We start from the raw sequence: 14,369 nt of genomic DNA, 5'->3' as shown, positions 1-14,369 counted from the left end.
TCAGTAAAGATGCCTATCCAGAAGGCGGCAGGCTACCAAGGGTGATCTCCCGGCGATTCCACACGTCGAACTCCCCGGAGCGGGCAAACTGTGCTCTCGATTCGGGGCGCACGACAGAGAGGCCCACGTCATGGTGAAGGTGCGGCTGGAGACCAGCCGGGAGCACGTCGCCGAGCTGGCACGGCTGCGGGACCCCGTCGGCGCGGTCGAGGAGCTGATCTGGAACAGCGTCGACGCCGACGCCGGACACGTTGTCGTCACGCTGGAGCGCAACGACCTGGGCGGCGTGGACAGGGTTCGCGTTCAGGACGACGGCAGCGGGATGTCGGCCGAGCACTGTGAGGAGTACTTCCGGCCGATCGGTGCCTCCTGGAAGAAGCGCTCGCAGGGGAGCCCGGTGAAGAAGCGTGCCCTGCACGGGAAGAACGGACGCGGTCGGGTGCGCGCCTTCGCGCTCGGCACCCAGGTGCGCTGGACCAGCGTCAGCGACGCCGTCGGAGGCCGGCAGCAGTTGGTCATAGAGGCGGACCGGCGTTCCATGGACGAGTTCGACATCGGCGACCCGGAGCCCACCGACGATCCCACCGGCACGCTCTTCGAGGCGTTCGGCGGGGATGAGCAACTGAACGCCCTGGCTGAGGAGCGCGCCAGGTCATCACTCACCACGGCCTTCGCCACATACCTGGAGAAGTACCCGGACGTACGCATCGAGTACGACGGCCGGGAGCTCGACCCGGCCGGCGAGCGACTTCACGTACGCGACTACGTCCTGCCGTCGCCTTCCAACTCAGCCGACAAGCCGGCGCGCCTCAGAGTCGTCGAGTGGCGCAGGCCCGTCACCCGTGCGCTGTTTCTGTGCGATGGCGAGGGCATGTCCCGGGCGCAGCTCAAGCCTGGCATCCAGGCCCCCGGCTTCGATTTCACCGCCCATCTCACCTGGGGCGGTTTCGACGACGTCGACTCCGAGGACCTCGCTTTCACCGACTGGGTGTTGCACGGCCCTCTTGCCGATGTCCTGGCGGCCGCCCGCGACCAGTTGAAGGTCCACTTCCGGGCACGCGTGGACGCACGGCGTCGGGAACAGGTCGCTGAATGGCGTCGGGAAGGCATCTACCCGTACACGGGGCAACCCGGCGGCGCACGCGAACGCACCGAACGTGAGACGTTCGACGCGGTGGCCACGACCGTCTTCCGTCACCTGCCCAAGTCCACCGGAACGCGCAGGACCACTTTCGCCCTGCTTCGGTCCGTGCTCGCGCACGAGCCGTCGGACGTCCTGCGGATCGCCGAGGAACTGTTCAGTCTCTCGAAGCAGGAACGAGAGCAGCTCAACCGACTTCTCGACCGCACTCCCTTGTCGGCTCTGGTCAAGGCCTCAACGGCCGCAACCAGTCGGCTGGACTTCCTGGCGGCTCTGGAACACCTCGTCTTCGACCCCGAAGCCAAGGACCGCGTGAGGGAACGCTCCGAGCTCCACCGGATCCTGGAGAACGAGTGCTGGGTCTTCGGCGAGGAGTACGGCCTGCATGTGAGCGATCGAAGCCTCAACGAGGTCCTGCGGCAGCACTGCCATCTGCTCGGCCGCGAGGAACCGACGGGCTCCGCCGTGCTGCGCCCCGACGGGCGCCGTGGAATCGTCGACCTCATGCTGTCGCGAGCGTCCCGTCACCGGCGCGATGAACGGCACCACCTGGTGATCGAACTCAAGCGCCCTGCCCTCGTTCTGGGGTCGGCCGAGTTCGAGCAGCTCAGCAGCTACGCGCAGGCTGTCCGGAAGGACGACCGATTCCGGGACACCCGCACGACGTGGGACTTCTGGCTTGTCGGCAACGACATGACTGACACACTCCGGGAACTCTCGCATCAACCACACAATCCCCCCGGCTGCGCTCTCAACCAGCCGACATACCGGATCTGGGTACGCACCTGGGGCGAGCTCGTCCAGGACTGTGAGACTCGGCTCCGCTTCTACGGCCAACAGCTGGAATACCAGTCCTCCACCGAACACGCGATGGACTACCTGGTGCGCAACCACGGCGACACCGTGGCGGAACTGGTCGCCGACGGGACGATTCCCGCATCCCGCAGGGACGCTCAGCCCTCGATCGCGTACGACACGAAGTCCGCCCAGGCGGTCGATGTCAGCGTGAGCTGAGGGAGCCGTGTGTCCTTGGAGTCGCGGATGTGGACGGTGCCGGGGGCGTGGGCGATCTCGACGCATGACTCGCCATTGGTGCCATCGCTGTAGCTGCTCTTGAACCACGCCAGTTCGGGGGCGTCCTCGGCGGAGGCCTTGCGGATCATGTCTCTCCCAGCAGTTGCTCGATGAAGGCCAGCGACTCCCGCGTCGGGAGAGCTTGCGCCCGGATGGTGCCATACAGCAGCTCGATAACGCGGAGTTGTCGTGGATCGGAGACAGGCCGACCCTGGAAGACACCATCGGCGCGGCCCACTGCCGTACCGTCGTCGAACTTCAGCACCTCGACCCGGCCGTCCAGCCCCGGGTGAGCACCACTGTTGGTCGGCATCACCTGGAGCGTCACACGCTCTGCGTGGTCGGCGGCACCCTCCGCATCGAGGTCACGGACACGCGCGGCGAACAGCTGCCCAGAGCCCAACACCCTTCCCCGGACGCCGAGTCCGGCCGGGGCCTGCTCCTCGTCGAGGCGCTGGCCGACCGCTGGGGCACCGCGCCGGGGCTGCCGCCACGCAAGACGGTCTGGGCCGAGGTCACCGTCCGACAGGCACCGGAACCCGCAGACGCGTGCTTCGGTGCGGCGGGCGGTCTTTCCTCAAAGGACCGGGGAGAGAAAGAACCCCACCAAACCCCACCCCTCCTCCCGCCCGGCGGGCGGTCTCACCCTCGCGGGTGAACATCGCCGACTCAGCTGGATTCGGGGCCGGTTGATGCCCTTACTCTCAGCGCAGCAGGACACCGCAACCGCACAACAACCGCAGACATACGACGGCCCCCGCCGGGACGGCAATCCCAGTGCGAGGGCCTGACCACCAAGGAAGAAAGCACCTTCCCGATGGATACGCAGAACCCTAGCGCGCCCTCGCGCGCCCAGGCCCGGCTTGCCGACAACAAGCACCCGAAACGGCAGAGCCCGTACGGCGGCGGTCTGACGCACGACCACTCCCGTCACACGACCCGCTTCACCGTGATCGGCAACCACCTCGCCCAGCACCCCGAGCTGTCGCTCGTCGCGATCGGGCTGGCCGCGCACATCCAGTCGCTGCCCAAGGGCGCCCGCGTCGACATCAAGACGCTCGCCGGCCGCTTCGCGGAGGGCACGACCCGTATCGCCGCCGCCCTGCGCGAACTCGAAGCCCACGGCTATCTGCGCCGCGAGCGCGAACGCGTCCCCGGCGGCCGGATCATCACCCGCACGATCTCCTGCAACCAGCCCGGTCGCGGCAAGGACCACGCGGAGAGCGAGCCCGTACGCCCGGCACGCGCGCCCCGGCAGCAGAAGGCACCTCGCAAGCCCCTCCCCTCCGTCCCCCAGCCCGCCTACCGCTCCCCCACCCTCCTCCAGACCGCCACCGACCTCCTCGCCGACCTGCGCCGCGCGGACCCCCGCCTCCTGCTGTCGGCCTGCGACACCGCCCACCTCGCGCCGGGCGTGGCCGCCTGGCTGGAGCGCGACCTCACCCCCACCGCCGTACGCGACGCCCTGACCGGCGACCTCCCGAACGAACCGCTCCACCGCCCGGCCGCCCTCCTGGCCCACCGGCTCGTGGCGCAGCTGCCGCCCCTGCCGCCGTTCCGAGCGCCGGCGTCACCGCCATCCGTTCACTACGAGATGACGAACTGCGACGGCTGCGACCGCGGCTTCCGGGGCCCGAAGGGGAGCCGCTGCCGCGACTGCGGGCCCGACCACACCACGCCCGACCTCATGGAGGACGCCTAGCATGAACGTGACGATCCTTGCCCCCGGGCACAGACGACGAGGAGCGAGCGCCATGACCATCGTGCCGGACAACGCACAGCACGGCTCCTCCCACCTCTACCGGGCCATGCGGGACTTCGTTCAGTCGATGGACGACACACTCCCCGGCAAGTTCGAGATCACCAAGGAAGGGATCGTTCACGACATGCTGGCGCCCGTCGGCCCGCACGAGCTCACCGTGCTGCGCCTGCGGAAGCGCCTGGAAAGGGTGATGCCGGAGGAGATCGTGGCCCATACCGGTGAGCCGGACGTGGAGGGCGAAGCCGAAGGCATCATGCGACGGCCCGACGTGATGGTGATCGCCGAAGCCGACATGGAGGTCGAGGGAACTTTCGATCCCCGCACGATTCACGCCGCCGTCGAGGTCGTCTCCCGCTCCAACCCCGACAACGACTGGGTCGCCAAGATGCGCGACTACCCGCTGCTCGGCATCCCCGTGTACGCGGTCTTCGACCCCCGCAGCGGCGAAGGCGCCGTCCTCACCGACATCCACGCCACCCCGGACGGCCCGCGCTACGCCACCCGCAAGGACTTCGTCTACGGCGAGGACGTCACCGTCGCCGACTGGACCATCTCCACGGAGAACCTGCCCCGATACCCGGACAAGGGCTGAGGGCGACGCCGGTCACCTCCCCGCCGCCAGCCCCTCCCGCAGCGCCCCGTACGCCGGCTTCCGCCCGTACTCCTCGTCCATCGGCGTCGCCGCCCCCTGGCCGTCGAAGACCCCCGGCACCCACGAGTACCGGTCCGTGAACCCCCACACCGTGAACGACGTGCAGCTCCGCGCCCCCAGACAGGCGTCCAACAGCCCCCGGAAGTAGCTCGCCTGGGTCGCCGACTTCGTCTCGTCCACCGGCAGGATCATCCGCACGTCCACCTCGGTGAACGCCGTCCGCATCCCCAGCGCCCCGAAGCGGGCGAGGTTCTCGGCGACCTGCCCCGGGAAGCCGTACTGGATCGCGAGGTGGCCCTGAGCGCCGAAGCCCTGCACGGGCACGCCCTGAGCACGCAACCGCTTCGCCAGTTCGTAGTACGCCGTGGACTTCGCGTTGACGCCCTCCACGTTGTAGTCGTTGAGGAAGAGCTTCGCCTTCGGGTCGGCGGCGTGGGCCCAGCGGAAAGCGTCCGCGATGTACGACGGCCCCAGTTCACGCAGCCAGATCGAGTTCCGCAGGCTGCCGTCCTCCTCGAAGACCTCGTTCACCACGTCCCACTGCTGGATCTTCCCCTTGTACCGCTTCACCTCCGTCGTGATGTGCTTGCGCAGAATGCCCCGCAGCTCCGCCGAGCCGATCGACCCGTCCGCCACACCGGACGTCAGCCAGGCCGGCAACTGGCTGTGCCAGACGAGGGTGTGGCCGCGGACGACCTGCCCGTGGGCGCGGGCGTAGCGGACGAGGCCGTCGGCCTGCTTCCAGTCGTAGACGCCCCGCTGCGGCTCCACCGACTCCCACTTCATGGCGTTCTCGGCGGTCACCGAGTCGAACTCGCGTGCGGTCGTCCGGCGGTACGTGCGGTCCTCGGCCAACACGTTCATGTCCACGGCGGTGCCGATGCGTACGCCGGCCCGGTCGGCGAGCTTCCTCAAGGACTGGCCGGACTGGCCGGACGCGTCGGACAGGCCGGACGAGCCGTACGGGTCATGTGCCGAGGCCGGCTGCACGGCCACCGCCGTGGACAGCAGCGCCCCGGCGACCAGCGCGAGCACGGGCGTACGGAAGCGGAAGCGGAAGCGGTTCATGTGCGTCATCCGTGGTCCCTCTCTCAGATTCGGTGGCTCTCCAGCGGCCCCAGATATGTCGGCGTCAGTCCGCCCGTGTCGATCACCAGCCGTTGCAGCACCACCGTCGGGTCGACCATCCAGAACGTCAGGCGGTGCACCCCGGGCCCGGTGATCGCGTGCCGGGTCGCCGTCACGTTCACGTTGTCCGAGGTGTTCCGTGCCCACTGCTTGTTCATCAGCCCGTCGTCGGCCCCGGTGACGGCGTTGATGTCGACGACCTGAGGAGCGCCGGCGCCGAAGGACACGGCGTACCGCAGCCCGCCCGTGGCCAACGCGGGGTTCCGAGGTGAGACGTACGCCAGGACCGTCACCTCGTCCACGGCCGACACCAAGCCGACCTCGTACTCCAGGCGCGGCCCGTCACCCCCCGGCACCTGCCGGGCTGCCGTCACCGGCCACGGCGTCACCCCCGCGCCGGTGCGCCCGATCCGCTCGATCCGGCGCCAGCGCACCCGCCCGTCGGGCGACCCCACCGCCCGCGCGTGGTGCTCCGCGTCGATCGCCACGTACCCGCCCGCCTCGACGAACCCCCGCAGCTTCCGCGCCTGGCGCGCCGACGGCTTCGCCGCGACGGCCTTCACCGTGACCGAGGCCCCGGCCCCGCTCACCCGCAACGAAGCCTCGGCACCCCCCGCGGGCACCCGCCCCCAGTCCACCCGGACCGCCACCCGCACCTGCTCCTCGACCCGCCCCCGCGACCGCTCCACCACCAGCCACGGCACCGACGACTCGATCCGGTATGAAAAGGGCGTACGCCCCCGGTTGAAGATCTCCACGTACTGCTGGGGACGTGTCTGATACGGGCTGAAGACCGGCAGGACCGCCTCCGTCGCCGATCCGGGCCACCACTGCCCCGAGTCGTCCGCCCCGTCGACCGCCACCCCCAGCTCCGCGGCCTGAGGCACCTCGATCCGCCGCACCTTGGGGAAGATCTCGTCCGGCAGCGCCACGTTGTTCCGCTCCGGCTGCTGCCACCCGGCGTTCGGGCCGTAGCGCTCCACATCCCCGTACCCGATGTGCGGCTGCGTCTGGAAACCCCGCCACTTCCCGCCCGCCACCTCGGAGTTGAAGCGACGGGCCAACGCGAAGTCCCGTGCCAGTGCCGCCTCGGCAGCCTCAGCCCGGTCGTTCGTCGCCGCCCTCCCCTGACCCGCGTACAGCAGGTTCTCGAACTCGGCCGCCCGCAGCCCGTACAGGTTCGCCGTCGCCAGCACCGCGTACCCGACCAGCTCGAACCACGCGTCCCGAACGGCCGCGGGAAGCCGCCTCCCCACCCGTTCCGCCCGCTTCGCCAGCGCCCGCCACTCCTCCGTGACGCGTTCCAGCTCCCGGTGGCCGAAGAAGAAGGGCGTCTCCTGGTCGTCGTAGACGATCGCCCGCTCGTCCTTGGTGGGGTCCTTCGTCTCGTCAAGGGTGATCCGGCGGTTCAGCAGCTCGGGCTTGCGGCGGGCCTGCAGCTGCCCGTACTCACTCAGCACCTCGGCGACCTCCGCCGCCACCTCCGCCCCGAAGCTCTGCCGAGCGAACCCCCGCTCCCACTCCCCCAGGTTCTCCAGGCCCCAACGCCTCGGATTCCAGGCGTAGTTCAGGAAGAACTCGGTCGGCAGCTCGTTCCCCTTCAAGTCGCCGACGTTCACCACCCACAGACCGTGGTTGCCGTACGCGTCGGCCTGGTGCAGCTGCTCCCACAGATTCGCGAGGTTCGCCGTGTCGACCCACTTGTAGTTGCGCCCGACACCGACGTAGTCGAAGTGGTAGTACAACCCGTAACCCCCGGGTCGTACGGGCTCCCCCGGGTCCGGATGCTTACGGATGTTCCCCCAGTTGTCGTCCGTGAGGACGACCGTGACATCGTCCGGCGCCCGCAGCCCCCGGTCCCAGTACCGTTGGACCTCCTTGTAGAGGGTCCACACCTGCGGGGTCTCCTCCGCCGGGCGGCCGGTCACCTCCGCGATGATCCGCCGCTGGGTATCGATGATCTCCCGCATCAGCTCGATGCCGTCGCCGTCGGGCAGGCTGGTGTCGCCGTTCCCCCGCATGCCCAGCGTGACGACACCCTCGAAGTCCTGCTCCACCATCCGCTTGATGCCGTCCCGCCAGTACGCCCTGACGGCCTCGGCGTTCCGGCGGTACGACCACTCCCCGGTACCCCCGTAGGGGTCCCGTCCGGGGGTCACCACCTTGCCCGCGCCGTCCCGCACCGCAGGGACCGCGTGCCGGTTCCACTCCTCGATCCCCCGCATCATGGGCGCCTCATGCGACGTGCCCATGACAATCCCGTATTCCTTCGCCCGCGCGTGGTTCTCCGGATCGTCCTCGGCGAAGGCCCGCCCCCACACCGCCGGCCAGACGTAGTTCCCCTTCAGCCTCAGCAACACTTCGAAGACCTTCGCCCAGAAGTCCGCGTTGAAGCCCCCGGGATGCCCCGGCGCCTTCCCGGGCCCGAAGTACGCCGGCGCCCACGTCCCGAGCGCCGGGTTCTCGTCGTTGATGAAGACGCCCCGGTACTTCACGGCCGGCGTCCCCTGGCTGAAGCGGCCCGCCCGCACGTACACCGCCTCCCGGTGGACCGGCGACACGTCGTCCCACCAGTACCAGGGAGAGACACCGAGGCCGTACGAGACGTCGTACGCCCCGAAGATCGTGCCCCGCGGATCGCTGCCCGCGACGACGAAGGCGCGCTTCACCCCGGGCATCGGCCGATCGACGACCGTCTGCAACGAGGTCTCCCACTCACCCCGCACCCCGCCGACATCCAGCTTCCCGGCGGCGATCAGCCCGTCGATCAGCGGACTCCGGCCGATGGTCCCCACCAGCACGACCTCGGCCGCCATCGCGCTCCCGGGCCGCTCCCCCGTCACCCGCTCGATGTCGTCCCGCAGATCCCCCGCGGCCCGTACGACTCCGGGGTGATCCTCGGGGCTGACCACGACCGGGGCCCCGACCAGCGCGAACGCCCCGCCGGTGAAGGAGATGTACGCACCGGGGTCGGTGACCCGCGGCCCGCCCGACACACCCTCCGCCGACACCTCCTCCGCCCGCGCCACCCCCGGCAGGGCGGGCAAGACGGCGAGACCTGCGCCCGCTCCCAGAACGGTTCTACGGCTGACGTCCGCGGACATGCCCCACCCCTCGACCGGTCATCCCGAAGGCTGAATTTGCTCAGCGCCATGACAAATGGTGGAGGGAGTGAAGCGAGGGGACAACGGGTCGTACGCGCCGAATAGTTTCGAAGACCGAAGCCCCGGAGCGGCCCGCACGGTCGGCGCCGTGCGGGCCACTCGGCCGCATCACTTCAAGGACGCCTCGAATTCCGCCAACCCCTCATAGGGCACCTCCCGGCAGGGCTTCGCCTTCCCCTTGACCACGTACATGACCCCGGCCGGGCTGACCGAGTCCTTGATCGGCTCCGGGTCCTCAAAGACCAGAGTGTCGCCGGGACGCAGGGTGTACGTCCAGAGAGCGCCCGGATCCGTGACCTTCTCCGGCCCCGGCGTCTCGCCACGCGGCTTCGCACAGACGTAGCCGCTCCTGGGCCTGTCGAAACTCGTCCGAATGCCCACGTCATGCAGTTGCTCTGCCAGCTCGCCCCGGTGCTCCCAGGTTGCGAGTTCCTCACCGGTCACGGTGACGGTGCCGTCGTCGTTCCGCTCCACCGCGTACGCCTGCGCCCCACCGGTCGACGACGGCAGCCCGACCACCACCCCCGCCGCCGCGACGCACGCCGCGAGGGCGACGAGCGCGCGCCGCGTGGTGATCGTGCGGCGGATCACGGGCTCGGGCACATCCTCGGCCCGCAGCGCGATCTCCCGCTGGAGCTCGTCCAGCAGCCGGTCCTCGAAGGTCTTCGTCGTCCTCGTCGTCATGCCTCTCCCCCTGCGTAGCTGAGCCCTGCCGGATGATCACTGACCACCGTTGCCGAGCGCAGCGTCCGCCTGGCCCGGTGCAGCCGTACGCGCGCCGTGACCTTGCGTATCCCGAGCGCCGCGGCCGCCTCGGAGACGCTCAACTGGTCGACGGCGACGAGTTCGACGACCGCGCGCTCACCCTCGGGGAGCCCGTCCAGCGCGGCCAGCGCCCGCCGTCCGGCCGCCTCGGCGTCGAGCTTGTCCTCCAGTCGGCCGATGTCGTCGGCCTCCAGCAGCCGACGGCCGGCCATCCGGCCGCCGAGCGCGCTCTGCCGTGCACTGCGCCGCGCCTCCGCCGCGACCACGTTGCGCGCGATGCCGTAGAGCCAGGCCGTCTCGCTCCCGAGGTCGGGGCGGTACGTGCGGGCGGAGTCGATCACCGCGAGGAAGGTCTCGGCGGTGAGATCGGCGACGGTGTGCGGATCGGTGACCCGCCGGGCCATGAAGCGGGTGACGGCGTCGACATGACGGCGGTAGAACACCTCGAAGGCCGCCGGATCGTACATGCTGCCTCCCGGCGGACCGCCGCGGCTTCTGCTGTCCGGTGCCAAGGTACGTACCTCCCGTGGTCGGTCGTGCTGTCACTTGTACTTGGACCGGGGCGGGAAAGGCGTTACAAGGGCGCTGAGGGAAACAGAAGAGGCCCGTACGACCGAAGTCGTACGGGCCTCTCCAGAGAACTACCGAGTCCTCGGACCCGACCGGGTCCTGAGACCTACCGGGTCAGTTCAAGATCACTTCGTGATCTTGATGACCTGGCCGGCGCCCACGGTCCGGCCACCCTCACGGATGGCGAACTTCAGGCCCTCTTCCATGGCGATGGGCTGAATGAGCTCAACCTTCATCTCCGTGTTGTCGCCGGGCATGACCATCTCGGTGCCCTCGGGGAGGGTCACCACGCCGGTCACGTCCGTCGTACGGAAGTAGAACTGCGGGCGGTAGTTGTTGAAGAACGGCGTGTGGCGGCCACCCTCGTCCTTGGACAGGATGTAGGCCTGGGCCTCGAACTCGGTGTGCGGCGTGACCGAACCGGGCTTGATGATGACCTGGCCGCGCTCGACGTCCTCGCGCTTGATGCCACGGAGGAGCAGACCGACGTTCTCACCGGCCTGGCCCTCGTCGAGCAGCTTGCGGAACATCTCGATGCCGGTGACCGTGGTGGTGGTCTTGTCCTGCTTGATACCGACGATGTCGACGGTCTCGTTGACCTTGAGGACACCACGCTCGATACGGCCGGTGACGACGGTGCCACGACCGGTGATCGTGAAGACGTCCTCGATCGGCATCAGGAACGGCTTGTCGACGTCACGCTCGGGCTGCGGGATGTTCTCGTCGACGGCCTTCATCAGGTCGAGGACGGACTGGCCCCACTCCTTGTCACCCTCAAGGGCCTTGAGCGCCGAGACCTTGACGACCGGCAGGTCGTCGCCCGGGAACTCGTACTCGGAGAGCAGCTCACGGACCTCGAGCTCGACGAGCTCCAGGATCTCCTCGTCGTCCACCATGTCGGCCTTGTTCAGCGCGACGACGATGTACGGAACGCCGACCTGGCGGGCCAGGAGCACGTGCTCCTTGGTCTGCGGCATCGGGCCGTCGGTGGCGGCGACAACGAGGATGGCGCCGTCCATCTGCGCCGCACCCGTGATCATGTTCTTGATGTAGTCCGCGTGACCGGGGCAGTCGACGTGGGCGTAGTGACGGGTCTCCGTCTGGTACTCGACGTGCGCGATCGAGATCGTGATACCGCGCTGGCGCTCCTCGGGAGCCTTGTCGATCTGGTCGAACGCCGAGGCCTCGTTCAGGTCCGGGAACGCGTCGTGCAGCACCTTGGTAATGGCGGCCGTGAGGGTCGTCTTACCGTGGTCGATGTGACCGATGGTGCCGATGTTGACGTGCGGCTTAGTCCGCTCGAACTTCGCCTTCGCCACTGGGGTCCTCCTGGGAGTGGTTCTGGTACGCCTTACTTCATCGGCGCCAGGTGATCTTTGCTGGAAAGTCCGGGTCCTTGGGCAAACACCCGTGTTTGCGGGTGTTTGCCCCCTGAGGCTCCGGAGTCAAGCCTAAAGCGTGCGAACGCTGTGCGTTACTCGCCCTTGGCCTTCGCGATGATCTCCTCGGCGACGTTCCGCGGAACCTCGGCGTAGGAGTCGAACTGCATCGAGTAGCTTGCGCGACCCGAGGTCTTGCTGCGGAGGTCTCCGACGTAGCCGAACATCTCCGAGAGGGGCACGAGGCCCTTCACGACGCGGGCACCGGCCCGCTCCTCCATGGCCTGGATCTGACCACGGCGGGAGTTGATGTCACCGATGACCTCACCCATGTAGTCCTCGGGCGTGGTGACCTCGACGGCCATCATCGGCTCAAGGAGCACGGGGGACGCCTTGCGCGCGGCCTCCTTGAAGGCCTGCGAACCGGCGATCTTGAAGGCGAGCTCGGAGGAGTCGACCTCGTGGTAGCCACCGTCGAGAAGAATGACGCGGACGCCCGTCATCTCGTACCCGGCGAGGATGCCGAACTGCATGGCCTCCTGCGCACCGGCGTCCACCGAAGGGATGTACTCCTTCGGGATACGGCCACCGGTGACCTTGTTCACGAACTCGTACGACGCGTCGCCGCCCTCGATCGGCTCGATCGCGATCTGCACCTTGGCGAACTGGCCGGTACCACCAGTCTGCTTCTTGTGCGTGTAGTCGACGCGCTCGACGGCCTTACGGATCGTCTCACGGTAGGCGACCTGCGGCTTGCCGACGTTGGCCTCGACCTTGAACTCACGGCGCATACGGTCGACCAGCACCTCGAGGTGCAGCTCGCCCATACCACCGATGATGGTCTGGCCCGTCTCCTCGTCCGAGTGGACCTGGAAGGAGGGGTCCTCCTCCGCGAGACGCTGGATGGCGACACCCAGCTTCTCCTGGTCACCCTTGGACTTGGGCTCGATGGCGACCTGGATGACCGGCGCCGGGAAGTCCATGGACTCCAGGATCACCGGCTGCTTGTCGTCGCTCAGCGTCTCACCGGTGGTGGTCTGCTTGAGGCCCATGACGGCGACGATGTCGCCGGCGCCCACCGACTCGATCTCCTCACGCTTGTTCGCGTGCATACGGTAGATCTTGCCGATGCGCTCCTTCTTGCCCTTGACGGAGTTCAGCACGGCGGTGCCGGACTCCAGGCGACCGGAGTAGATCCGGACGAAGGTGAGCTTGCCGAGGTGCGGGTCGCTCATGATCTTGAACGCCAGCGCCGACAGCGGCTCGTCGTCGGACGGCTTGCGCTTGACGACCAGCTCCGGGTCCTTCACGTCGTGGCCCTCGATGGCCTCGACGTCGAGCGGGGTCGGGAGGTAGCGCACGACCGCGTCGAGCAGGGGCTGGACGCCCTTGTTCTTGAACGCGGTGCCACAGAACACCGGGGTGACCGTGACGCCGTCGGACTTGCCGGTCGCGATGGTGATGCGACGGATCGCGGCGTACAGCTGCTCCTCGGTGGGCTCCTGGCCCTCCAGGAACAGCTCCATGATCTCGTCGTCGTTCTCCGCGACGGCCTCGACCAGCTTGCCGCGGTACTCCTCGGCAGCCTCGGTGTGCGTGGCCGGGATGTCGACGACGTCGTACATCTCGCCCTTGGCGGCCTCGGCGGACCACACGAGCGCCTTCATGCGGACCAGGTCCACAACGCCCTTGAAGTCCATCTCGGCGCCGATCGGCAGCTGCATGACGAGCGGGACGGCACCCAGGCGGCTCGAGATCATGTCCACACAACGGTGGAACTCGGCGCCGGTACGGTCCAGCTTGTTCACGAAGCAGATGCGCGGCACGCCGTAGCGGTCGGCCTGACGCCACACCGTCTCGGACTGCGGCTCGACACCGGCGACACCGTCGAACACGGTGACGGCACCGTCGAGCACGCGGAGCGAACGCTCCACCTCGACCGTGAAGTCGACGTGCCCCGGGGTGTCGATGATGTTGATCGTGTAGTCGTCGTCCTCGAGCGGCCAGTGACAGGTGGTGGCAGCAGAGGTGATCGTGATGCCACGCTCCTGCTCCTGCTCCATCCAGTCCATGGTGGCGGCGCCGTCGTGGACCTCACCGATCTTGTAGCTGACGCCGGTGTAGAAGAGGATCCGCTCGGTGGTGGTCGTCTTGCCCGCGTCGATGTGGGCCATGATCCCGATGTTGCGGACCCTGGCCAGGTCAAGTGAAGTGGTAGCCATAAGGCTTCGGTCTTCTCTCGGTCTCGATGGGGGTAGCGACTACCAGCGGTAGTGCGCGAAGGCCTTGTTGGACTCGGCCATCTTGTGGGTGTCCTCGCGCTTCTTCACAGCGGCACCGAGGCCGTTGGAGGCGTCGAGAAGCTCGTTGAGCAGACGCTCGGTCATGGTCTTCTCGCGACGGGCGCGGGAGTAACCGACCAGCCAGCGCAGCGCGAGCGTGTTGGCACGACCGGGCTTGACCTCGATCGGAACCTGGTACGTCGCACCACCGACACGGCGGGACTTGACCTCGAGGGTCGGCTTGATGTTCTCCAGAGCGCGCTTCAGCGTGATGACCGGGTCATTGCTGGTCTTCTCGCGCAGGCCCTCCATGGCGCCGTACACGATGCGCTCGGCGGTGGAGCGCTTGCCGTTCAGCAGCACCTTGTTGATCAGCGAGGTGACAAGAGGAGAACCGTAGACCGGGTCGATGATGACCGGGCGCTTCGGGGCGGGGCCCTTACGAGGCATTC

Annotated in this window: 11 protein-coding genes and 2 pseudogenes; 4 read left to right on the top strand and 9 right to left on the bottom strand. The window is 68.4% G+C overall.

All coding sequences use genetic code 11. The features are described 5' to 3' along the window. The first annotated feature begins 130 nt into the window (after nucleotides 1-130). Complete coding sequence (locus tag OG858_RS28010; RefSeq protein WP_328544303.1) at nucleotides 131-2,155, top strand: ATP-binding protein; 2,025 nt, start codon at nucleotides 131-133, stop codon at nucleotides 2,153-2,155. Here OG858_RS28010 and OG858_RS28005 read toward each other — a convergent pair. Together OG858_RS28005 and OG858_RS28000 are read right to left on the bottom strand one after the other, a co-directional pair. Next, entirely contained in the window at nucleotides 2,095-2,304 is a 210-nt protein-coding gene (locus OG858_RS28005; RefSeq protein ID WP_086747997.1) for a DUF397 domain-containing protein, read from the bottom strand. The genes OG858_RS28010 and OG858_RS28005 overlap by 61 nt on opposite strands. Beyond that, nucleotides 2,301-2,543, bottom strand: a pseudogene (locus tag OG858_RS28000) (Scr1 family TA system antitoxin-like transcriptional regulator); the annotation flags it as partial. The gene OG858_RS28005 and the pseudogene OG858_RS28000, both read right to left, overlap by 4 nt. Here OG858_RS28000 and OG858_RS27995 point away from each other — a divergent pair. The 3 genes and pseudogenes from OG858_RS27995 to OG858_RS27985 form a co-directional block, all read left to right on the top strand. After that, a pseudogene (locus OG858_RS27995) lies at nucleotides 2,544-2,873 on the top strand (ATP-binding protein); the annotation flags it as partial. 159 nt (nucleotides 2,874-3,032) lie between these two features. Next, complete coding sequence (locus tag OG858_RS27990; protein ID WP_327744855.1) at nucleotides 3,033-3,917, top strand: helix-turn-helix domain-containing protein; 885 nt, start codon at nucleotides 3,033-3,035, stop codon at nucleotides 3,915-3,917. 52 nt (nucleotides 3,918-3,969) lie between these two features. Beyond that, a complete protein-coding gene (locus tag OG858_RS27985; protein WP_328544304.1) occupies nucleotides 3,970-4,569 on the top strand; it encodes a Uma2 family endonuclease in 600 nt (199 codons plus the stop codon). A gap of 12 nt (nucleotides 4,570-4,581) precedes the next feature. On the opposite strand, the gene OG858_RS27980 is transcribed toward OG858_RS27985, so the two are convergent. The 7 genes from OG858_RS27980 to rpsG all read right to left on the bottom strand — a co-directional run bounded on the left by OG858_RS27980 (nucleotide 4,582) and on the right by rpsG (nucleotide 14,367). Further along, nucleotides 4,582-5,706 (bottom strand): endo-1,4-beta-xylanase, encoded by a 1,125-nt coding sequence (locus OG858_RS27980; RefSeq protein WP_328544305.1) that lies wholly within the window; start codon nucleotides 5,704-5,706, stop codon nucleotides 4,582-4,584. 14 nt (nucleotides 5,707-5,720) lie between these two features. Further along, a complete protein-coding gene (locus OG858_RS27975; RefSeq protein WP_328544306.1) occupies nucleotides 5,721-8,861 on the bottom strand; it encodes a glycosyl hydrolase 115 family protein in 3,141 nt (1,046 codons plus the stop codon). Nucleotides 8,862-9,029: 168 nt separating this feature from the next. Beyond that, the gene (locus OG858_RS27970) at nucleotides 9,030-9,605 is read right to left on the bottom strand and encodes a hypothetical protein (RefSeq protein WP_086747315.1); all 576 of its coding nucleotides are present in this window, start codon (nucleotides 9,603-9,605) and stop codon (nucleotides 9,030-9,032) included. Next, nucleotides 9,602-10,153: an RNA polymerase sigma factor gene (locus OG858_RS27965; RefSeq protein ID WP_086747316.1), complete on the bottom strand. Its 552-nt coding sequence runs from the start codon at nucleotides 10,151-10,153 to the stop codon at nucleotides 9,602-9,604. Before OG858_RS27965 ends, OG858_RS27970 begins: the two co-directional genes overlap by 4 nt. Nucleotides 10,154-10,381: 228 nt before the next feature. Continuing rightward, the gene (tuf, locus tag OG858_RS27960; protein WP_037694088.1) at nucleotides 10,382-11,575 is read right to left on the bottom strand and encodes an elongation factor Tu; all 1,194 of its coding nucleotides are present in this window, start codon (nucleotides 11,573-11,575) and stop codon (nucleotides 10,382-10,384) included. Nucleotides 11,576-11,730: 155 nt separating this feature from the next. Further along, nucleotides 11,731-13,857, bottom strand: a complete 2,127-nt coding sequence (gene fusA, locus OG858_RS27955) for an elongation factor G (RefSeq protein WP_037694086.1) — start codon at nucleotides 13,855-13,857, stop codon at nucleotides 11,731-11,733. Between the two features lie 39 nt (nucleotides 13,858-13,896). Beyond that, nucleotides 13,897-14,367 (bottom strand): 30S ribosomal protein S7, encoded by a 471-nt coding sequence (rpsG, locus tag OG858_RS27950; RefSeq protein ID WP_005481264.1) that lies wholly within the window; start codon nucleotides 14,365-14,367, stop codon nucleotides 13,897-13,899. Nucleotides 14,368-14,369: the final 2 nt, after the last annotated feature.

The organism is Streptomyces europaeiscabiei, assembly GCF_036346855.1.
Taxonomy (GTDB): Bacteria; Actinomycetota; Actinomycetes; order Streptomycetales; family Streptomycetaceae; genus Streptomyces; species Streptomyces europaeiscabiei.
This window is presented reverse-complemented; position numbering and strand designations above follow the sequence as displayed.